Raw genomic sequence first — 19976 nt, forward strand, 5'->3', positions numbered from 1 at the left:
CTTCTTAATAAAAGAAGCCGCATCCTAATGCGTCAATTGTAAATTACCACATAAACAATAGACATCATGAAACATATAGAAAATAAGATTGAAAAAATAGGTAGTGCATTTTTAATAATTATTGTTTTTTGGGTTATCTCAAGTTGCGGAGATTTAGCAACCAATGAAATGGAATCCAAATTAGCGACTACAACCAGTCAGGTAGATGGAAATCCCATCATAAATATAAGTGCTAAAGATTTCTATGAGCATGATTTTACCGAAGCTTACAGAGATAAAATTGTTGCTCGGTATGGAAGCCATTTATTAAAGGAGCTGACAGAGATGGTCCGAAGAATAGATACTATTTAGTTCCTGATGTGAATAGCTCCGGTATTAATTATGATTTTGATGGTAATAGGAGATATGTATATGAAGGGCCAACAAATGACTATGAGCAACCGGAATATACTCCCATGTTTCCATTATTTAATTTAACTCAAGAATCCGGACCTTGGCGATTAGTTCTTATTGAAGATGACAAAGATTATCCTGATCACAGCCGAAAGAACGATACGAATCATGCTCAAAGTGTTATAACATTTGATTTAGAGACTGGGGTATGGAGTTCGGTATTTACATGGTTTACCACCAAGTCTCATCTTTTTGGTAGCAGTGATGATGTTATGGATAAGTCTGGAGTGAGAAAGATAACTGAAGCAAATGCTTATAAGAGAATTTCATACGGTGATTCATTCACAGCTTCAAAAACCTATTCTTCTGGAACATTTAAGTATGATTTTCAGATGACCACTTTAAACAATTAAAAACCAATTAAAGGCAGAGTGTATTCTCTGCCTTTTTAACTTTTTTCGCATGAAAAACCAACGATTTATAATATTCGTCTCACTTCTATTAATGGTATCATGTTCCTCTCCGGTAAAAGAGCAAGATACTTCAGACTTTACATTTATTCCTGATAATACCCCCTTTATTGCCGGGTTTATCGAAGCTACCAATGATACCGTTCATCATTACCCGGAGGTGATTGTCGGCTATTTTACCAATGAACGAGAATATTTATTAGAAGAACTATACCAAGCCTCTGACCCGCCTCCGGATGTGTATAGTCCGGATTTACTGACTCAGCTTGTTAAGACTATGAATCATTTTAAATTTGTCTATGAGTCTGAGGAACAGGCAACGGTAACCGTAACAGGCCCCTTAAATCATCCCCGGAAAAAAGAAGTGATCTATACCAATCAATCGAATGGGTTGTATGGGGACGTTAATGCTGAATTACCGTTATTAGCTGGAGAGAACTACCGAATTGATATAGAGTTACCGGATGGCCGTGCATATTCCTCAACAACCGTAATACCTTCTTCTGTAGAGATAGAAATTCCGGATTCCATAGGAATTGAATTATATAATGCGGAATACAGTGATGGAACACCGGTGGAAAGGTTCCTTAATGAACCCAAAATATTTTTTGAGCACCCTGAAGAAACTCATTTGGTAATTGTTCAGAATAATACAGACAAAGACCGTGATTTGTTATTAATGGAACCAGATGATGAATTTATGTTCTATGATCGGGGTAATTTTCTTAGAGCGGGATCTTTATACGGAATTTCATTAACAAGAGAAGACACTGATACGTTAAGTAAATCGTGGGTACAACGTTTAGATAAACCAAGATCTGAGATTTGGGAATTCGAGCATAATTGGATGAGACTTTCCTTTTTTAGCGATGGAATCTATTATCTACATCCTATGATGGATGAATTTTCAACGTACATAACTTGGTCTGAAACGATCAATAATGAGCTTTTAGATGCCATCGATAACAGAGATTCTACGTATTTATTTGATACATCGACGATCCGAAAAGTGGGAGAAGATGGACAACTATTGCCCAAAGAAGCGACTGATGCTATAGGATTCTTTGCGGGATATTTTTCGGTGTATGATCAAACTACCTTATATCCGATACGTCAGTTTGATCTGGACTCGTTGCTATCCGCCTACGCGGATAATTAAACCTTCAACACTTAATATTATATGGGATGAATCATTATAGTAAGAGCATGACCATCATATTTACAGTGATTGCAATATGTTTTCTGTACAGTGGACATAGCTTCGCTCAGGGTAAGAATAAGAGTCTTGATGCAACCGAAGCAGAAAGTAAGTTTCAAGACTTTTCTAAAGGTTCTAAAATTTTGAGTGGAAATGTCTATTTCTACAGACAGAAGAACTACATTGGAACGGGACAGAATAACTATCGAAAAGACATAGCTATGTTCCTGGGATTGGACATGGACTATTTACGACTTATTAACGAGGATTGGGGCATAGGTACGAAAGCTTTTTTTGAGGGTTTTATTGCTAAAGAATTCCGCTCAGTTAGGCTTATTTATATAGGATTAGGTCCCATAGTGCGTAGGTATATATGGAAAAAAGATCGCATCCGAACTTATGCACAAGTGAATACCCTATTGGGTTATGATATGGAGCTTGGCGAATATTACGGTGGCTATGGCGGCTCAGGGTTCAGATATAGGCTTGGATTAAGAGCAGGTGCTTCTTACAGGCTTAGTAATGCAGCCGGAGTATTTTTGAATATTGGCCCCGATTGGGAAGGTGATGATGCAGGTTTTGATACCTGGGGAGTAGATTTTGAATTCGGAATACAGCTATTCAGGTTTTAATTCACACAAATTTTAAAGATGGAAATGATGAAAAAATCACATAAGTACCTAATAATCATTTTAGTTTTAATGCAACCTGCTTCCGTATTCTCACAAACAGATATTGATGACGGTCTGAAGCAAATAAAAAAAGGAGACATTCTAACTTCTTTTAATCTTGATATGAGTGCTGCCCAAAAAAGTGATGGTTACAATCATGAATTTGCACGATCGTTCGAACTTGCGGCAATAAATATCGATGGACTGTACTTTGTTAGTGATCACATTGGGTTAGGTCCGGTGCTTGGAATTCAATACGTACATGAATTTTACGATACTGATGGGGTTATTTTCGAAGATGAGGATCAGTGGAGTTGGAACTTAGAATATGGAATAAAAGCAGGATATTATGTGGCTTTCCAAGAACTATTTAAAACAGATGTATTAGGGGAGTCTCAGCTCTTTGCAACAACAGGGATAAGTTGGGTACGCGGTAAAGTAAAATATGAAGAAAGAAATACAGGAAGAAAAGGCTCCTTTGCTCCCGAAACTCAATTTAGATATCAGATAGCTACAGGTTTGTTTATACCATTAGGGCAAAAAATAGGAATAGAATGGAGGTTGCAAAGAGAAGCCTGGAAAAGGGATTATTTAATTTATGAATATGATGATAATGGGAATATTATCGGAAGAGGTGAAACCCCAAAATGGCTTTCAGAAATATTTTTTGGGTTAGGTCTGAAAATAAAATTTTAACAAATTTAAAAATCCATACCCAAAGTTAGATTTCTTATATTAATGAATAAATAGAGTGTCTGTGAAATTAAAATAATTAGTTTTGAAACCCTGGAAGTACGTTGTTGCAGTTGGGATGACGATTGTCATCTCTGCCGGCTTTTTGATCCATATTCCATTCATCCCCATTCTTGAACAAACGGCGCGGAACATTTTCTTTCATGTGCCAATGTGGATGACCATGTTCTCATTGTTCCTTATAAGTTTCTGGTACAGTATTAAATACCTGAATGATCCCAAACCGGAATTTGATATTAAAGCATCATCCGCAGCAAGTGTAGGTGTAGCTTTTGGAATATGCGGACTGCTTACCGGTTCTCTTTGGGCGCGTTTTACCTGGGGCTCCTGGTGGACTTTTGCCGAACCCAAAATGAATTTAGCCGCACTGGCTATGATGATCTATGTCGCCTATTTTGTACTTCGTTCAGCATTTGATGACCGTGAAAAACGCGCAAAATTAGCGGCCGTTTACAATATTTTTGCCGTTACCACTATTCCCTTTTTGCTGTATGTGGTTCCCCGTCAGTTAACAAGCCTTCATCCGGGCGCAGATGGAAATCCTGCTTTTAGTGAGATTACTGCCGCAGAATTACGGTATATTTTATATCCTGCATTTGTAGGATTTATTGCACTCGGTTTCTGGATCTATGATGTAGTGCATCGTTATAAAAAGGTTCAATTCGAAGTTGAGAATTCGTAATTTTCACCCAACAAAATTCAGAGTTTAATGCAAGAAGATTCACTCGCTGCCGTTGACACGCTCACCAAAGCTTATTCAGATCAATGGGCAGGATCATCCGGAACTGAACAGGCAGGAGCATTTATTCAATTTATGTCCTCAAACGAATTAATATATGTTGTATTAGGAGTGAGCCTCATTATTTGGCTGGTACTCCTGTTTTTCCTTTTCCGTGTAGACCGAAAAGTGAGTATTCTTGAAGAACAAATTCAATCCAAAAAAGAAGAAGTATGAAGCCTAAATTAATTATTGGCATTGTAGCAATTGTCGGTTTTACCTCTTTGCTGATGTACAACTTTGGTGAAAGCATCAGCACTTATACTACTTTTGAAAATGCCGGAGAGCGCTCAAATGCACACATTCCCGGTGTATGGGACAAAGAAAAAGGAGCTGAATTTTCTCTGGAAACCAAACGGTTTACATTTCATATGATCGATGAGGCCGGAGTTTCGCGCAAAGTGGTTTACCCAAAACCAAAGCCAAATAACTTTGAAGAAGCCGATCAACTCGTGGTCATAGGAGAAATGAGAGGCGATATATTTTATGCAGACCAAATGCTCATGAAATGTCCGTCTAAGTATAATGATGCCGATCCGGGACAATTCACAGACGCAGCAACTTCATAGCCATAGAACCCAATTCTATCAAATACAATGATCCTTGACTCTCAGAGTTTTGGAATATTTACACTGTGCTTTAAAATGGAACAAACGCCAACTGCATAGTGATTTCTCGACGTTAAATTTATTGATCCACTAATTTATGTTAGGTACTGTTGGTAAACTTCTGATCTCCGCTTCTTTTGTAACCTCTTTAGCGGCCATGATCTTTTTCTTCATATCCGCTAACCGCGATCAGGAAAAGACTTTCCGAATCGGAAACTGGCTGTTTGCACTAAAAACAATTTTTATAGTAGCAGCCTCCGGGATATTGATTTACCTGATCTTCCAGCACCAGTTTCAGTACTACTATGTATTCAATTACACCAGTCTCGACCTGACACCACGATATTTATTTTCGGCATTTTACGGAGGGCAAGAGGGAAGCTTTATGCTTTGGATCATGTTCTCAGCCTTCTTTGGCTTCGGTTTAATGAAATGGACAAGAGAACCTTATAAAGCCCCGGTACTGTTCTTTCTGACACTAACGCAGGTTTTTCTGCTTTCAATGTTGCTAGGCTGGGATATATTTGGATTGAAACTGGGGGCTTCTCCATTCAGGACCATTGCAGAAGAAATGCCTAATGCGCCTTTCCTTCAGGCAAATCCTGATTTTGTACCCAATGATGGCAGCGGTCTGAACGACCTGCTCAAAAGTCCGTGGATGATGATACACCCACCGGTCTTATTTATCGGTTTTGCGATGATGACGATCCCGTACTGCTTTGCTATGGCAGCTCTATGGAAGCAGAAATACAATGAATGGATCGGGCCTGCTCTTCCATGGACATTAAGTGCTAACGTAGCACTTTTAACGGCCATATTTTTGGGCGGATATTGGGCATATGTGACACTCTCATTTGGAGGTTTTTGGGCCTGGGACCCTGTTGAAAATGCTTCTCTGGTACCCTGGCTGATCGGTACAGCGGGCATCCACACGATGATTATCCAGCGAAAGAGTTCAGTGGCACAGAAATCATCGATCCTGTTTGCCATTCTTGCTTATATAGCGATCGTTTACGAAACGTTTTTAACCCGTTCCGGGATTCTCGGCAGCTCTTCGGTTCACAGTTTTGTGGACCTGGGCCTTTATAATCAGCTCTTAGCTTTTATGCTGGTTGTAACCATTGTTGGATTGGGATTATTTTTCTGGAGATATAAAGAATTGCCATCTCCCGATAAAGAATCCAAGGTCTTGAGTCGAGAATTTATGACGGTTACGGGTGCGATGTTGTTACTCATCTTGGGACTGGTGATCATATTAGGTACAAGTTCACCTATTTTAGGAAGGCTTTTTGTAGAGAATCCGACTCCTCCTGAGATCAGCTTTTATAACGACTGGAGTATGCCGATCGCGATGATCATGGCTATTTTTACCGTGGTAGGACAATACCTGTTCTGGAAGAGATATGACGATGCCGAATCACTTGCTTCAGAACTTGTAAATCCGCTGTTGGTGACGAGTACATTTACCATATTAGCGATCATTTTCGGTGATGTGCGAAACATTTACTACATGGTATATCTGTTTTGTGGTTTTTTTGCCATAGTAGGGAATACGTGGATATTGATCCGGCTTGTAAAACGTCAGCCTAAGCTTATTGGCGGCTCTCTTACACACGTAGGATTTGGCCTGTTGTTGGTAGGAATTTTAGCTTCGTCGGCATATAACAGGCCTCTTGTAGATCAAAAAACGGCCCAATATAATGAGGCAGTCAGGCAGGGTGAGGTAACTGATGAGCAGGGCTTCAAGGTTACCCAAACGGAAGAGATGCTTATGTTGGATCTGGATCAGCCGGTATTGGTGGATGGCAGATACATGGTAACATACGAAGGCTACGAGTTGGATAATAAAGTTCGCAGAGGACAGCAAACCTATAAGATCAAGTTTGAGCCTATTGATGGCGGTAAACCTTTTTATATGCATCCTGAAGTTTATCCTATGTTGACCACCTCCTCAGCAGAAAATATACAATGGTCTGTGGATCCGGATGTACGAACAAGGTTGCTGAGTGATATATATTTATATGTTGGAGGAAGTTCTTACGTACAGGAACAAAATGATCGTGTTCAGGAAAATAGAAGCATGATGCAAAATGTGGCAGCCCAGGATACTACGGAGGAAGATCTTGTACAGAAGTTTGAATTTACACCGGGACAATCCATAGATATTGGCAAATATACGATCCGGTTTGTCAATTATATGAAGACTGACAGCACCGAACTGCCACCGAATACTCAAATTGGTGTTCGTGCAGAAATTGAATTGATCCATCCCGCCAGCGACAGGATAGTCACCTTGAACCCTCTATTTGCGGTGTACTCCGAAAATGGACAGAGTTATATCTATTCTCCGCCATCTTTTGCCCAGGAATTTGGACTCGAATTCCAGTTTACTGAGATCAAGCCTCAGCAAAACAGTATAGAGATCACCGTTACAGGGCTTGAAGAAGAATATGAACCGGAATGGGTGCTGATCGTAGCTGACGAAAAACCTTTGATCTCAGTAGTATGGAGCGGTACTTTCTTGCTTATGATTGGCTTCAGTATCTCAATTTTCCGACATTGGGGAAGAGAACGAAAGAAGAACATCGAATAAAGAACATTCAACACCGAACGTTTAACTTTAGCAATTACATGAATAAGCTGGCTAATAGAATTTTTAAGAAAATAAGTTCTTACTTCAAAGTTGGATGTTGGACGTTGGATATTCAAAAACTGATTTTTTTGACCTTCATTAGTTTATTTCCTGTAATCACAGTTGCCCAAACGCAAGATAATCTGCCGTCTCCGCGAGGTGCTTTTTTAAGGTCTTTGGTTGTGCCAGGCTGGGGGCATTATTACACAGATAAAACGGATTGGAATCGTGGGAAATATCACCTTGCCGGTGAAGCAGTGCTGGTACTTACCTATTTTGGTTTGGATATACGGGCTAACAGGCTTGAGAATGATTTCTACACGTTAGCCCTCAGTAAAGCGGGAGCGGACTTGTCAGAAAAATCACGGGATTATTTGATTGCTATAGGTAATTATGACAACCTCAGAGAATACAATGATGCCCAACTTCGGGCAAGAAACTGGAATAGTATTTATCCTGACACCCCGGAGTATCGGTGGAGTTGGGAAAGCAGTGCACAGAGAAGCCAATATCAGGATGCACGTGAGCAAGTGGATCGTAACAGAGGGCAACTCCCAACCTTGATTTCACTGATGGTTGTTAATCGTTTGGTTAGTGGGATAAGCGCCTTTATTAAAGCAAGAGATATGGGTAAAAATCTTCCGGAAGCAAGCTTTTCTTACGTCAATCAATTTGGCCAACAAGGCGTTACTGCAAATCTACGCTTCAATTTTTGATCAGTTTATTCTTTGTGAATTGCTGTAAAATTTCCACTCAGCATATCTACAATTATTTAACTGTTGAACTCATTGCATTCCGCATTTTTGTGATTCGGTGATCACATAGTTCACTGACAAAATATCTGTAAAAACCCGCGTTACCGGCTTGAAAAACGCTTCCAAAACCCCTAATCTGCATAAAATTCAAATCATAAATAAAACATTGAAATGGACGTAAAAAAAGTAGCCGTAATTGGTGGCGGAACGATGGGGAATGGCATCGCTCATGTTTTTGCCATGAGTGGGATATCTGTTAATCTGATCGAAACGAAACAAGAATTTGCCGACCGTGCGCTTTCTACCATCGAGAAGAATCTCGACCGAATGGTGAAAAAGGAAAAGATTGATGAAGCAAAGAAATCGGATACGCTGAATAGTATCTCTGTTTTCCTGAATGTGAACAAAGGAGTGAAGGATGTGGATTTGGTAGTGGAAGCTGTTCCTGAAAATCTTGAGATCAAAAAGTCGGTTTGGAAACAGGTTGACGAAGCTGCACCTGATCATACTATATTTGGTTCGAATACATCCTCCATTTCAATCACCAAACTTGCAGCGCTGACTTCTCGTCCCGAGAAATTCATTGGAATGCACTTTTTCAATCCCGTGCCGGTAATGAAGTTGGTGGAAATTGTCCGTGGACTTGAAACCGATGATGAGACCTATAATGTGGTTGAAGCTACTGCCAAAAAGCTCAATAAAGTGCCGGTTCCGGTAAATGATGCACCCGGTTTTGTAAGCAACCGTGTACTTATGCCGATGATCAACGAAGCCATTTTCTGTGTAGGAGAAGGGGTGGCCACTCCGGAAAACGTGGATGAAGTGATGAAGCTTGGGATGGCGCATCCTATGGGGCCACTGCGACTCGCAGATTTCATTGGGCTGGATGTATGCCTCGATATTTTGAACGTGCTGTATGAAGGGTTTAAAGACCCAAAATATCGCCCGGCTCCACTGCTCGTTAAAATGGTAGATGCTGGAAAACTCGGCAATAAAACCGGCGAAGGATTCTACAAGTACGATTGATTAAAACGTATTTATGATCTGATAAGAATAAAGCCCGACTCCAAAAAATTGGGCTTTTTTATAATATATTAGATTTGGTTTGATGGGTGAATTAGATCATTAGAGAAATGGCTATTTTAAACTAAAGTTAGTTTTATAGGATACTTGCGAAATAGTTTTTTTTTTTTTTTTAATTAAGAACATCGGGGATTTTCCTCATCTAAACCTAAGTTAAAAATGTGAAAGTTATGAATTATCTAAAGTTTATTGTTTCGACCTTAATAATGGTTTTTGCGGTGTTACTTTTTATTAATATTGACGATGCTAATGCCAATATCGAAGGTGATTGTGGTTGGTGGGCACAAGCAGACAGATATGGGAGATATGAATGTGCAGGTCCTGAAGATGACTGTTATGTATTATGTCCAATAGTAGTAACGCCTGAAGAAAACTAGACAGTAAATTAACGATTAAATAGCCTTAGTTTTACTAAGGCTATTTAATTTTACCCTATAAAGTGATGAGAAAGATAATTCCAATCATAGTATTATTATTATTCAATTATTCTTGTACTAAAAGTACTGAAAATCAAGATGAGCTCATTTCAATTAATGATGAGAATGGTAAAACCTTATTTCTGGAAAAGCAAAGAACTATTACATTAGAACACTCAGAACAAAACAGCATTGGAACTCCTTTATATAGAGTAGAATTTAATTCTGAGGATAATCTTTTTTTCTTTAATACAATCAATAGTAGTTTTTTGATTTATGATAAAGAAGGAAGGCTAATTAATTCATTCGGAAGAACGGGTAGAGGTCCTAATGAATTTGAGTTGGTTTATGCATATACAATTGATGAGAATAACAATATATATGTATATGACGATTCTCAGAGATTAATTAAAATTTTTGATAATGAATATAATCTTCAAAAAAGTGTTGAGGTAAATAATTCATCTTATTTCGTTTCTTCTCATGACTTAAAGGTTTTGGGTTCAAATCTAATGATGGGAATCATTCAGACAGATGTAGTAAGTAGCAGAATGGAATCAGGTTTATTGATTCAAAGCCCTCCGCTTTTACTTGCTGACAAATATGACTTAAAGCCCCAAAAAACAATAGGCAAATATGATCCCTATTTGAAAGGAATTGAGTCAACGTACAATCGCCCACTTTTTGATATTGATAGAGAGAATAGTTCAGTTTTATTATCTCATCAAAATTCATACCGTTTTCAGGAATATGATATTGAGAGTGGGAAAAGATTAGCTTATTTCGGTGTTCGTTCAGAATCTTTTGGTGAAGGCAATGAAAGGTCAAGTGCAGGTGATAATAGCAAGGAGCGTTATATGGGAAAAATATCAGAGAGTTCAACTGAAAAAATCTTCTATACAGATTCTTACATAGGAAGTTTTTTTATCAATGGAACTGAATCATGGTTTGATTCTAAAGATTTGTCAGATTTGAATTATCATATCTCTATTTATTCAAGAGATAATTATCATTTAATAGATGTTTTATCATCAGAATATAGGCTTATAGGTGTAAATAAAAATGAGCTTTACTTCATTGAAGATGAAGATCCTTTAAATTTTAGAATTGGTGTTTACAAAATAAAACAAGATGCGTGAAATTTTATTTATAACGCTGATTTTTTTTGCATTTGGGTGTTCTGAATGGGAATCTGGTACAGACTTTAAAAATGCTTTGTATGATTTGAATATTGAGTTCAGTGAAGAAGACTCTACGCTATTTCTTTTTACTTCTGTAAATGAATGTACACCCTGTAAAGAAGAATTATATTATTGGAACAATAAAGAAAACAATGATCTTGACTTAGTTTTAATTGTATCTGAAAGATACAAATCAAATTATGAATCTTTTATCAAAAATAACGATATAAGTATCAAATCTTATCTTGATCAGGATAACTTATTTAGAAAGAGGGAGCTAATTCCATTGGTGCCATATAAAGTGTTGATGGATGAAGGCCAAATTTTAAAATTAGGAGAATTGGGATACAACAGGCTACCTAATACCAGTCTATAACAAGAAATAATGTTTACTAAAAACTAAGCCGCAACTGATTCTTCCAAAATTTCATCTGAAAGGTAGATTACTTTATTCGCTTTTAACAAAAGGTCGTGCAGTTTTCGTCCTACCAAATGTTTTACTTCATTCAGGCTTTTGGGAGAAGTGAGTTCGTATTGAAAATAAGAAATCAGGTTGATGGCTGATAAGTAACGGCCATTCTCATCCCCGTCAATTTCGATGTGCCAGCGGGTGATGATATTTTCATCTTTCAGCAGGTCGTTTACTTTTTTACTGATCGATTCCATCCAGCGGCTTGCTCGCTCTACCCGGTAGTTGCCGGCTTCACCGGGCATTTCAGGCTGACAAAGATCGATATCAAACAGCCAGCTCATTTCCACATCAATGGTTGGGGGAACCGCTGATTTTGTAAGCGTTTCGATCTTTAAAAAAGGATGGCTATCCATGCCGTCAAGTTCCTTGGCCATGGTAGTTTCCCGAAAACTGTCCCAATCAAAATTGATGGAAAGCGAATGCATGTAATTGGAAACCTTATCCAGGTCAATGATTAATTCTAAACCGGTTGCATGAATCTTGTTATCTTCCCAAGTTCTGAACTTGGTCGTTTTTATCCCTCTTTTTCCCAGTTGTGTTTCTACGGTATTAACAATAGAATGGAAGATCGGATAGTGCATGAAACCTTGAATTTCCCCTCTGAATTTAAATGAATTATTACGAACTAATATACTTAAATAAGGCCCTCAAAAACAAGTTGGTTGGTGGGCATATTGAGCAGGCTGTAAGTCCTTATAAGAACTTTATTGAATTTTTTATTCGAACAAAATCAGATAGTTATCGTCTTTGTTTCAGTACAGCCCCCGGAAATATTGCCTTATATCTGGATAACTACAGAGGAGCCAAAAAAAGCAACACGATCAATTTTTTTGAAGAATTGTATGGATATGAGATCACAAACATCACCATTCCGGAAACCGACCGTTGGCTGTATATCCATTTTAAAAATGGCGCAGTTCTGTACTTTAGGTTGTTCAGTAATCGTGCGAATGTATTTTGGGTGAAGGACAACCAGGTAAAAGCAGTGTTTAAGGAATATGATAACATCGGGGATGAACCTCCATCACCCCAAAAACTGGCGGTTTATAAAGTGGAAGAAGACATCAGTCGAAAAAGTACCAAGAATAAGATCATTGGGATCAATGCGATGTTTCCGCGGCAGAATATTCAGGAGTTGATCGAGCATTTTGAATTGGACGATTATTCGGTAGAAGAGCTCCAGGATTGGGTGAAAGAAGTGTGCCAAAAGCTGGAAGATGAACCGCACCCGAGATTGCTGGAAAATGGAGAGACAACGCTGTTTTCGGAAGAAGTCTTGCCGGTAAAAACGGAACAGGAATTTGAGGATGTAAATCATCTGATACTTCATCGCTATAAAACATATTCGAGAAATCAGCGGCTCAAACAGCAAAAATCATCCTTACTGAAAAACTTGAAGCGAAAGATCAAAAGGCTGGATTCCGGTTTACGAAACCTTGAGCAGGCAGATAAAGGCCTGGAACGAGCCGAGAAATATGAACAATGGGGACATCTGTTGATGGCAAAGGCACATTTGGGAGACCTCAACAAAGAAGAAATTGAAGTTGAAGATCTTTATAACGAAGGGCAAAAAGTAACCATTCCGCTCGAAATTGATCTCGATATTGCTGAAAATGCGCAACGGTATTATAAAAAAAGTGCCGGCGCTGAACGATCTTATGAAGAGGCTTTGAAGCGAATTCCCGAAATGGAGAAGGAGAAGGAAAAAGCAGAAAAATTACTTGCAGAAGCTGAAGCCATTACCAATTTATGGGCTTTCCAGGATTGGGAAAAGGAACATGAGCATGAACTTAAGGCGTATCGAAATCAGAATGATGCCGGTGCAGACGAAGAATCGTTGCCCTTCCATAATTTCAAAGTTCAGGGTTATACGGTTTGGATAGGGAAGAATGCAAAGAGCAATGATGAATTAGTTCAGAGAGCGCATAAAGAAGATGTTTGGATGCATGCCCGCGGTGTGCCGGGTTCTCACCTTGTGATAAGAATGGGAAATGAAAAGGAGATGCCTCCCCGGGCCGTACTTCTTGAAGCTGCTTCCTATGCGGCATACAATTCAAAAGCAAAGGGGATGAAGCTGGCTCCGGTCATCATCACCAAGAAAAAATATGTCCGTAAGCCAAAAGGTTCTGCGCCCGGTGCGGTTGTAGTAGATAAAGAAGAAGTTGAGATGGTAACACCAAAAAATCCGGTGGTATGAATATTGAACGGTTAAAGAATTTCAAGCAAAGCATTTTTATAACCGGGTTCATGGCTTCGGGAAAAAGCACGATCGGCCGCATGATTGCCGAAAAGATCGGGTTTAACTTTATTGATCTTGATGCATATATCGTTGAAAAAGAAGGCTCATCGATCAACACGCTCTTTTCTGAACGGGGAGAAGCTTATTTCCGTGAGAAAGAGTGGGAGTATTTATTGGAGATCACTCAAACGCAGAAAGGGGTAATTGCTCTTGGAGGAGGTGCCTTACACAACCAACGTGTCGTAGATCATTTGAAGATACACGGATTGCTGTTGTTTATAGATACATCCATGAGCAAAATTGTAGATCGTGTGGCATCTGCCTCAGAACGGCCTGTATTGTGGGATGATCAGGGTAAAATAAAATCAAATGAGACTCTGTATGCTGAACTCAAAACCTTATATTCAAAGCGAGAAAAATTCTATAAACAGGCGCAGGTTCGTATAGAAACAGCATCTTTTCAAACGGCAGATGAAGTGGCTGAAGCCGCCATTCAAAAAATAGCAAGGCATGTCTGATACCATATTCGTAGAAACGTCCACACAGGATAATTATAAGATTCACTTCGGAGATGATCTTTCCGAAGAATTGGGACGGTTTATCAATACATACAGCTCAGATACCGCCTTTGTTTTGGCAGATGCCTTTGTTTTGGAACACCACCGGGATCATTTTGAACCGGTATTGAAGCAACAGTTTTCGAACCTTCATGTATTTGAAATCCCCCAGGGAGAACAAGCAAAAAGCATGAAGATCTACCAGGCTGCCTTAGATCATGTATTAAAGAACGGAGTTGAGCGACAAACGCCCCTGTTTGCAATTGGAGGAGGAGTGACGGGAGACCTTGCCGGTTTTGTGGCTGCCACGGCTTTAAGAGGCATTCCCTTGATACATATTCCCACCACCTTATTGTCTATGGTGGATAGTTCTATTGGTGGTAAGACGGGCATCAATCATACAACAGGGAAAAACCTGATTGGAAGTTTTTATCAACCTGAGGCGGTATTTGCAGATGTTCACTATCTTCAAACCCTACCTAAAAAAGAATGGGTAAATGGGTTAAGTGAAGTTTTGAAGTACGGATACATTCATTCCCCGGAAATTCTGCAAGAGGCCAAACAGCTGATAGACAAGAATGTTTTCACAGATGGAGCAGCGTGGCTTTCATTAATTAAAAAGAGTGCACGTATTAAAGTTGAGGTAGTATCTGAAGATGTACTCGAAAGCGGGAAAAGGGCGATCCTTAATTTTGGGCATACCTTTGGTCATGTGTTAGAAAGGGAAGGTAATTATGAAATGTTTTCTCACGGAGAAGCTGTTTTTGCAGGTATGGTTGCTGCATTGCATGCTTCTAATTATCTGGGGGTGAACATTGAGCTGTCCAATTTAATGCAATTCAAATCGTTGTATGAATTCAATTTGAAAGGCATTGAGAAGTCTCCCCGTGAGTTGGTGGAAATGATGAAATTCGACAAAAAAGTGAAGGACGGACAATTACGGCTCATTCTTCTGAAAAAAGAAGGTATCCCCTACATCTACAATGTGGCAGATGAAGACTTTATAGAAAAAGCCTGGCAGCATACCTTAAACATATTTAGTTAGATACATAGTGGCTTACGTACGCTGGTTATATAAATCATGGAATTTCTTTTGGACCTTTGTAGGTGTAATTGTGCTTACTGTGACTATTATGGCCGGTGCCATTTTTGGAGTGATGCAACTTCAGCCGGTAAAAAATTACGTTGCAGAACAACTTGAAGACCAGTTTAACCGCAAATTCGAAGGGATTTTGAGTATAGGACAGCTGAGCGGGTTGCTGCCTTTGACGGTTGAGATGAAAGAAGTAAAGATCTATCCAGACAAAAATACCTATACCCCGGTTTTTGACTCAGAATCTATTGTGGCAAATATTGATGTTTGGTCGCTCCTTAAAAATCAGTTGCTTGTAAATTCAGCGGAACTCCAAAGTCCAAGCCTGATCTTTGACAGGGATTCTTCTTTTTCATTGGAAAAAGCATTCACACTACTTCCCCAAGCTGATTCGACTTCCTCTGAGACGTCTCAAATAGTTGATGCAAGTAACAGACTTGGTTTTAAGATTGTGGTTCCTTCGGTAATGGTATATGATGGAAAGACAGTAATCAGGAATTACCGCGACAGAGACAGCTTGAGTATAAACAATGTTGATCTTCAGGTGTTTGTGGAAATAACCGATGAACAAAGATTTCTCGATATCGATAATCTAAGCTTCGATCTACCTAAACTGGATATCACAGGTTTCCGGGCTTATGGACAGATCTACAATGATGAGCGCTTCTTTGAGGTTAATGCTCTCAATGTGATCCATGGGAATTCTGCTATTCGTTTTAATGGTGAAGTAGATGGACTGAATTTTCTTAAGGGGAATATTCGGCAACAACTCGATGATGCCAGTTTTAGTTATTTGATTGACCGTATATCATTTACCCCTGAACTGTTGGCAACTTTTATTCCCCGGAGTACGGATTATATTCAGTCTAACATGATGGGATCAGTGGAAGGGGAAGGAACCCTGGATTCGTTATCAATTTCAGCTTCTGAGCTAATTTTAGGCGATAGCTTCATTCGGTTTGATGGGGGCCTTGGCCATTATCTAAAGCCTCAGGAAATAACATACAATCTTAATATACCTCAGCTTTCCATCGCTCAGCAGGAGCTTAAATCGTTTCGGCCTTTTCTGAATGATTCGCTGCAAACAGCTCTTGCCCAAACGAGCCTTCAGGCACAAATAGAAGGGAACACTCAGAATACTGAGATCAGCATGTCTGCCGATCATTACAAGCGTGGCAATATTGAATTGGAGGGCACCATGACGTGGGGGCAGGAAGTGGGAATAGACGCTCGTTTCAGAACAACAGCATTAGATATTGGATCGCTGGTAAATCCAAAGATAGGAACATCTGATTTGGGCCTGCGCGGACAATTCAAAACCAATTCTCTGGATATCATGGAAAGTGAAGGAGGGTTGACCATTGAGTCCGGTAACGGATCTTTGGATGACCGTACTTTTAACCAACTTTCAGTCCTTGCAAATTGGACAGACGGTTACATAGAACCTGACGTCCGGATTAATATCGATGAAGCCCTGTTTTCCACAACCGGATATGTGGATCTCAGCTCAGAAATACCGTCATATTCATTAAGAGGATCGGCCTCAAACCTGAAGGTAAAGGAAATTTTCAGATGGCAAGAACTTAAGCCGGTTACGGCAGACCTTGAATTTGATGTGACTCTTTTTGGTAAAAAACCAACGGATATGTACGGTCGATTAAGCCTGGACGTTCTACAAGCGGCCTTCGCTGAAGACACATTGGGACGACATCAGCTTTATATGGATTTTAATACTCCGGAAGCTGCTGAGCGCGAGATCAGGTTTACCTCTACAGCTTTTGATGCTAACGTAAAAGGTTCTTTTACACCTGATGTATTATTGGATCTTAGCAGGGAATGGAAGACCTATTTCATGGAGCGATATAAGGATGAGATTGCCCTGGATACCTCGTTTGTAGTTAAACCTGATACCGTAAACCTGATACCGAGTCAGGATTTCACCATGTCGTTGAATTTTAAAAATCTTGCGATTGTAAATGCTTATTTGCCGAAATTCCCCAAATTGGCTTCAACCGGCAGGTTGAATTCTACGGTGAATGTGAACAGCAGGCGTATGCTTTTTAATGCTTCATTCATGGATTCTAAGACATCCATTGAAAGTTTTGAAGCCGACTCTTTGAACATTCAGGCGACCGGAAGCTTTAGGATCAATCGGAAACTCAAAGATTTTTCAGGGCTTCAGGTACAAATGGATGCAGGACATTTGATCTATAATGCTTTCAATGGGCGAGATTTCCAACTTTCTGCAAACCTTGATGAAAATGCTTTGGATCTTGATATACGTGCCGATCGGTTGGCTGATGAAGCAAATTTCATGGTAAACATGGACGGCGTATTGGAAGAAGATCAGCTTCATTTCAAGATCGCAGATTTCAATCTGAGTTCAGATACGTATCAGTGGAGAAGCCTTGGAGAGCCGACCGTACGATATTATGACCGGGAAAAACTCACGTTTGAGGAATTTCAATTTGAAAGTGATAGTCAGTTTGTTCAGGTAAACGGAACATTCAGCAGTTCCCCGGAAGACTCTGTGAACTATGAGATCGGCAATCTGGATTTAGGAAAAATTTCTCAAATTCTCGATATACGCCTCGATTTTGCCGGCAAGTTAAATGGCAAATTTACAACTACAACACTGACCTCCATTCCTACCATCGATGGAAACATCGAAATAGAAGGGCTGTATTTAGGCAATAATTTATATGGCGACCTGAATATCAACAGTACTTATAATCCGGATTTTAAAAGATTTGATACCCAAATTATTTCAACCACTGATTCGACAAAGTATCCGGAGTATTATGCGAATAACGGTCGGAAGGGACAGTTTTTTCAAATTGATGGATATGTGTTAGCTCCACAAGGAGGGAGTTTTCCCTCGGCAGATTCTATTTTCGCCTTTAATGCTGATTTTGAGAATATTGATCTTTGGGTGCTTCCGTTGATCGGGCCAAAGGTATTTGCCGAAGGTGCCGGATTGGCTACAGCTACCGGAAAAATTTGGGGGAATTTAGACACATTCGATTATCAGGTCGATATTTCTGTTGGAACGGAAGATGCTGCTTTTATTCGTCCCCGCTTTCTGGATACCGACTATTATGCGCAGGGTGACATCACCTGGAACCGGAGCCGTGGTTTCATCTTTCGCGATATTTACCTGATCGATCCTTCTGGGGGTAATGCGATATTGAGTGGGTTTTACGATGTGAACGATTTTGCCCCGGTCGATACCATGGACATCAACCTGGATATGGATGAATTTCAATTTCTGAATAGTGCTTTTGATCCTACCGTCGCCTTTTTCGGTGAAGCTTTTGGCAGTGGAAGGGTCACGATATCGGGTACAAACCTGGATCCTGTACTGGCTACTGAAGGCCCGGTCATGATCACTGATTTCTCAGAAATATCCATTCCTTTACTGGAAGAAACTGAATTTGACGAAGATCACCGTTTTATACGATTTGTAAGTTCGTTTGATGATCAGGCGGTTTCCCAAAGCAAGAGCAGGTTTCAGAATAACAACACGGCTTCTCAAACATTAACAGCAGAAGAGGAAGAAGAACTTACTTTCGCAGAACGATTTACCCTGGATCTTCAGTTTGAGGCTCAAAATCCCATGAACGTTCGCCTTATTTTTGATCCGGTTACCGGAGATATCATAACTGCACAGGGAACAGGCCGTATCCGTATTCTTTTAGAAGATGAGCAAGTTTCCATGTTTGGCAGATTTGATATAAGTGGGGGACGGTATCAGTTTGTAAGTGGCGATATTTTTACGAGAAGGTTTGAGATAGAACCGGGAGGAACGATTATTTGGGAGGGTGATCCAGCTAATGCAAGCCTTAATGTAAATGCCATTTACAGTGCCCGGCCTGATATCAATACCTTAAGCGGAACCGGTCGCCGCGATCCGGAGAATGCACAACGTGTTCCTGTAGAATTGGTGCTTAACATTGGAGGAACTATCACCAGTATTGAAAACAATTTCTTTTTCAGGCTGCCCGATACGTTCGAAGCACAACAGAATTCCACATTATCTACTCAGTTGGCTTCCATTAACCGGGATGAAAATCTGAAACTGATCCAGGCCACAAACTTCATGCTGATGGGCGATTTTATACCGGTTTCATCTGCAGGCGATCCACAGGCAAATTTGTTTGCGGAGAATATTTCAGGCAGTGCAGCAGTTTTAAACCCGCTGCTTTCCAGCCAGGTTATTAACCCATTGTTATCAAATCAGGTAAATTCGTTATTGAACAGTGATTTGAGTAGTTTAGATGTAGATTTTAACTTAAACACCTATAATCAAGTAGATCTTGGGGTAGCACTCAGGTTATATAACGATAAGCTGATCTTAAGAAGAGAAGGACAAATTACAGGACGACAATCAAGTATAGGCGACCTTGGTGCAACCTATCGCATAAATCGCACTTTTGCGGTTACGGCTTTTCACCGCCAGGACCTCACTTTTGGAACACTTGGCAGCACCGAACAGTCTCAGCAATCTCAGGAAATAAATGGGGTAGGCCTGGAGGCCAAAGTTAGTTTTAATACGTGGGATGAATTCTTTAAACGTTTATTCTCACCCTTCAGAAAACTCTTTGGCACTAAAGAAGAACAAGATCAAGAAGAAATAACAGAAAACAGACAGGATCAAAATCCTGTTTAAAGAAAATT

The 19976-nt window shown here is 39.8% G+C and carries 19 protein-coding genes; 18 read left to right on the forward strand and 1 reads right to left on the reverse strand.

Translation table 11 applies throughout. The features are described 5' to 3' along the window. The first annotated feature begins 66 nt into the window (after positions 1-66). From B151_RS0102090 to B151_RS0102155, 14 genes are all read left to right on the forward strand, one after another. The gene (locus B151_RS0102090; protein ID WP_020401936.1) at positions 67-351 is read left to right on the forward strand and encodes a hypothetical protein; all 285 of its coding nucleotides are present in this window, start codon (positions 67-69) and stop codon (positions 349-351) included. Positions 352-359: 8 nt separating this feature from the next. Continuing rightward, the gene (locus B151_RS0102095; RefSeq protein ID WP_020401937.1) at positions 360-806 is read left to right on the forward strand and encodes a hypothetical protein; all 447 of its coding nucleotides are present in this window, start codon (positions 360-362) and stop codon (positions 804-806) included. 49 nt (positions 807-855) lie between these two features. Next, positions 856-2022, forward strand: a complete 1167-nt coding sequence (locus tag B151_RS0102100; protein ID WP_157470642.1) for a DUF4249 family protein — start codon at positions 856-858, stop codon at positions 2020-2022. A gap of 47 nt (positions 2023-2069) precedes the next feature. Then, positions 2070-2693 carry a hypothetical protein gene (locus B151_RS0102105; RefSeq protein ID WP_020401939.1) on the forward strand — a complete coding sequence of 208 codons (624 nt, stop codon included), beginning with the start codon at positions 2070-2072 and terminating at the stop codon, positions 2691-2693. A 24-nt stretch (positions 2694-2717) separates the two neighbouring features. Beyond that, positions 2718-3428 (forward strand): hypothetical protein, encoded by a 711-nt coding sequence (locus tag B151_RS0102110; protein WP_157470643.1) that lies wholly within the window; start codon positions 2718-2720, stop codon positions 3426-3428. Positions 3429-3510: 82 nt separating this feature from the next. Further along, positions 3511-4167 carry a cytochrome c biogenesis protein CcsA gene (ccsA, locus tag B151_RS0102115; protein ID WP_026166422.1) on the forward strand — a complete coding sequence of 219 codons (657 nt, stop codon included), beginning with the start codon at positions 3511-3513 and terminating at the stop codon, positions 4165-4167. A gap of 27 nt (positions 4168-4194) precedes the next feature. Beyond that, positions 4195-4440 carry a CcmD family protein gene (locus B151_RS0102120; protein ID WP_020401942.1) on the forward strand — a complete coding sequence of 82 codons (246 nt, stop codon included), beginning with the start codon at positions 4195-4197 and terminating at the stop codon, positions 4438-4440. Further along, positions 4437-4832 (forward strand): cytochrome c maturation protein CcmE domain-containing protein, encoded by a 396-nt coding sequence (locus B151_RS17720; RefSeq protein WP_020401943.1) that lies wholly within the window; start codon positions 4437-4439, stop codon positions 4830-4832. The genes B151_RS0102120 and B151_RS17720 overlap by 4 nt, the downstream gene beginning before the upstream one ends. Positions 4833-4968: 136 nt before the next feature. Then, the gene (ccsA, locus tag B151_RS0102130) at positions 4969-7464 is read left to right on the forward strand and encodes a cytochrome c biogenesis protein CcsA (RefSeq protein WP_020401944.1); all 2496 of its coding nucleotides are present in this window, start codon (positions 4969-4971) and stop codon (positions 7462-7464) included. 128 nt (positions 7465-7592) lie between these two features. After that, entirely contained in the window at positions 7593-8219 is a 627-nt protein-coding gene (locus B151_RS0102135; RefSeq protein ID WP_157470644.1) for a hypothetical protein, read from the forward strand. A 210-nt stretch (positions 8220-8429) separates the two neighbouring features. Then, positions 8430-9284: a 3-hydroxyacyl-CoA dehydrogenase family protein gene (locus B151_RS0102140; protein WP_020401946.1), complete on the forward strand. Its 855-nt coding sequence runs from the start codon at positions 8430-8432 to the stop codon at positions 9282-9284. Between the two features lie 227 nt (positions 9285-9511). Then, positions 9512-9718, forward strand: a complete 207-nt coding sequence (locus B151_RS0102145; protein ID WP_020401947.1) for a hypothetical protein — start codon at positions 9512-9514, stop codon at positions 9716-9718. A 65-nt stretch (positions 9719-9783) separates the two neighbouring features. Then, positions 9784-10896 (forward strand): 6-bladed beta-propeller, encoded by a 1113-nt coding sequence (locus B151_RS0102150; protein ID WP_020401948.1) that lies wholly within the window; start codon positions 9784-9786, stop codon positions 10894-10896. Continuing rightward, positions 10889-11314 (forward strand): TlpA family protein disulfide reductase, encoded by a 426-nt coding sequence (locus B151_RS0102155; RefSeq protein ID WP_020401949.1) that lies wholly within the window; start codon positions 10889-10891, stop codon positions 11312-11314. The genes B151_RS0102150 and B151_RS0102155 overlap by 8 nt, the downstream gene beginning before the upstream one ends. A gap of 23 nt (positions 11315-11337) precedes the next feature. Here B151_RS0102155 and B151_RS0102160 read toward each other — a convergent pair whose 3' ends face one another. Further along, positions 11338-11991 (reverse strand): hypothetical protein, encoded by a 654-nt coding sequence (locus tag B151_RS0102160; RefSeq protein WP_020401950.1) that lies wholly within the window; start codon positions 11989-11991, stop codon positions 11338-11340. Positions 11992-12020: 29 nt separating this feature from the next. Between B151_RS0102160 and B151_RS0102165 the strand changes: the two genes are divergently transcribed. The 4 genes from B151_RS0102165 to B151_RS0102180 are packed head-to-tail and all read left to right on the forward strand — an operon-like array spanning position 12021 to position 19968. Further along, positions 12021-13607, forward strand: coding sequence for an NFACT RNA binding domain-containing protein (locus tag B151_RS0102165; RefSeq protein ID WP_020401951.1), 1587 nt, complete (start codon positions 12021-12023; stop codon positions 13605-13607). Beyond that, a complete protein-coding gene (locus B151_RS17725) occupies positions 13604-14167 on the forward strand; it encodes a shikimate kinase (protein WP_020401952.1) in 564 nt (187 codons plus the stop codon). Before B151_RS0102165 ends, B151_RS17725 begins: the two co-directional genes overlap by 4 nt. Then, positions 14160-15251, forward strand: a complete 1092-nt coding sequence (gene aroB / locus B151_RS17730; protein ID WP_020401953.1) for a 3-dehydroquinate synthase — start codon at positions 14160-14162, stop codon at positions 15249-15251. The genes B151_RS17725 and aroB overlap by 8 nt, the downstream gene beginning before the upstream one ends. 7 nt (positions 15252-15258) lie before the next feature. Beyond that, positions 15259-19968, forward strand: coding sequence for a translocation/assembly module TamB domain-containing protein (locus tag B151_RS0102180; protein WP_020401954.1), 4710 nt, complete (start codon positions 15259-15261; stop codon positions 19966-19968). Positions 19969-19976: the final 8 nt, after the last annotated feature.

The sequence above is a fragment of the Gracilimonas tropica DSM 19535 genome, from assembly GCF_000375425.1.
GTDB classification, from domain to species: Bacteria; Bacteroidota; Rhodothermia; order Balneolales; family Balneolaceae; genus Gracilimonas; species Gracilimonas tropica.

What these genes read in the sequence shown, in the direction of transcription:
- B151_RS0102150 (WP_020401948.1), top strand. Translation starts at nt 9,784, where the DNA reads ATGAGAAAGATAATTCCAATCATAGTATTATTATTATTCAATTATTCT.
- B151_RS0102145 (WP_020401947.1), top strand. Translation starts at nt 9,512, where the DNA reads ATGAATTATCTAAAGTTTATTGTTTCGACCTTAATAATGGTTTTTGCG.
- B151_RS0102110 (WP_157470643.1), top strand. Translation starts at nt 2,718, where the DNA reads ATGATGAAAAAATCACATAAGTACCTAATAATCATTTTAGTTTTAATG.
- B151_RS0102160 (WP_020401950.1), bottom strand. Translation starts at nt 11,991, where the DNA reads ATGCACTATCCGATCTTCCATTCTATTGTTAATACCGTAGAAACACAA.
- B151_RS17720 (WP_020401943.1), top strand. Translation starts at nt 4,437, where the DNA reads ATGAAGCCTAAATTAATTATTGGCATTGTAGCAATTGTCGGTTTTACC.
- ccsA (WP_020401944.1), top strand. Translation starts at nt 4,969, where the DNA reads ATGTTAGGTACTGTTGGTAAACTTCTGATCTCCGCTTCTTTTGTAACC.
- B151_RS0102105 (WP_020401939.1), top strand. Translation starts at nt 2,070, where the DNA reads ATGACCATCATATTTACAGTGATTGCAATATGTTTTCTGTACAGTGGA.
- B151_RS0102165 (WP_020401951.1), top strand. Translation starts at nt 12,021, where the DNA reads ATGAATTATTACGAACTAATATACTTAAATAAGGCCCTCAAAAACAAG.
- B151_RS0102155 (WP_020401949.1), top strand. Translation starts at nt 10,889, where the DNA reads ATGCGTGAAATTTTATTTATAACGCTGATTTTTTTTGCATTTGGGTGT.
- B151_RS0102120 (WP_020401942.1), top strand. Translation starts at nt 4,195, where the DNA reads ATGCAAGAAGATTCACTCGCTGCCGTTGACACGCTCACCAAAGCTTAT.
- B151_RS0102090 (WP_020401936.1), top strand. Translation starts at nt 67, where the DNA reads ATGAAACATATAGAAAATAAGATTGAAAAAATAGGTAGTGCATTTTTA.
- B151_RS17725 (WP_020401952.1), top strand. Translation starts at nt 13,604, where the DNA reads ATGAATATTGAACGGTTAAAGAATTTCAAGCAAAGCATTTTTATAACC.
- aroB (WP_020401953.1), top strand. Translation starts at nt 14,160, where the DNA reads ATGTCTGATACCATATTCGTAGAAACGTCCACACAGGATAATTATAAG.
- B151_RS0102100 (WP_157470642.1), top strand. Translation starts at nt 856, where the DNA reads ATGAAAAACCAACGATTTATAATATTCGTCTCACTTCTATTAATGGTA.
- B151_RS0102140 (WP_020401946.1), top strand. Translation starts at nt 8,430, where the DNA reads ATGGACGTAAAAAAAGTAGCCGTAATTGGTGGCGGAACGATGGGGAAT.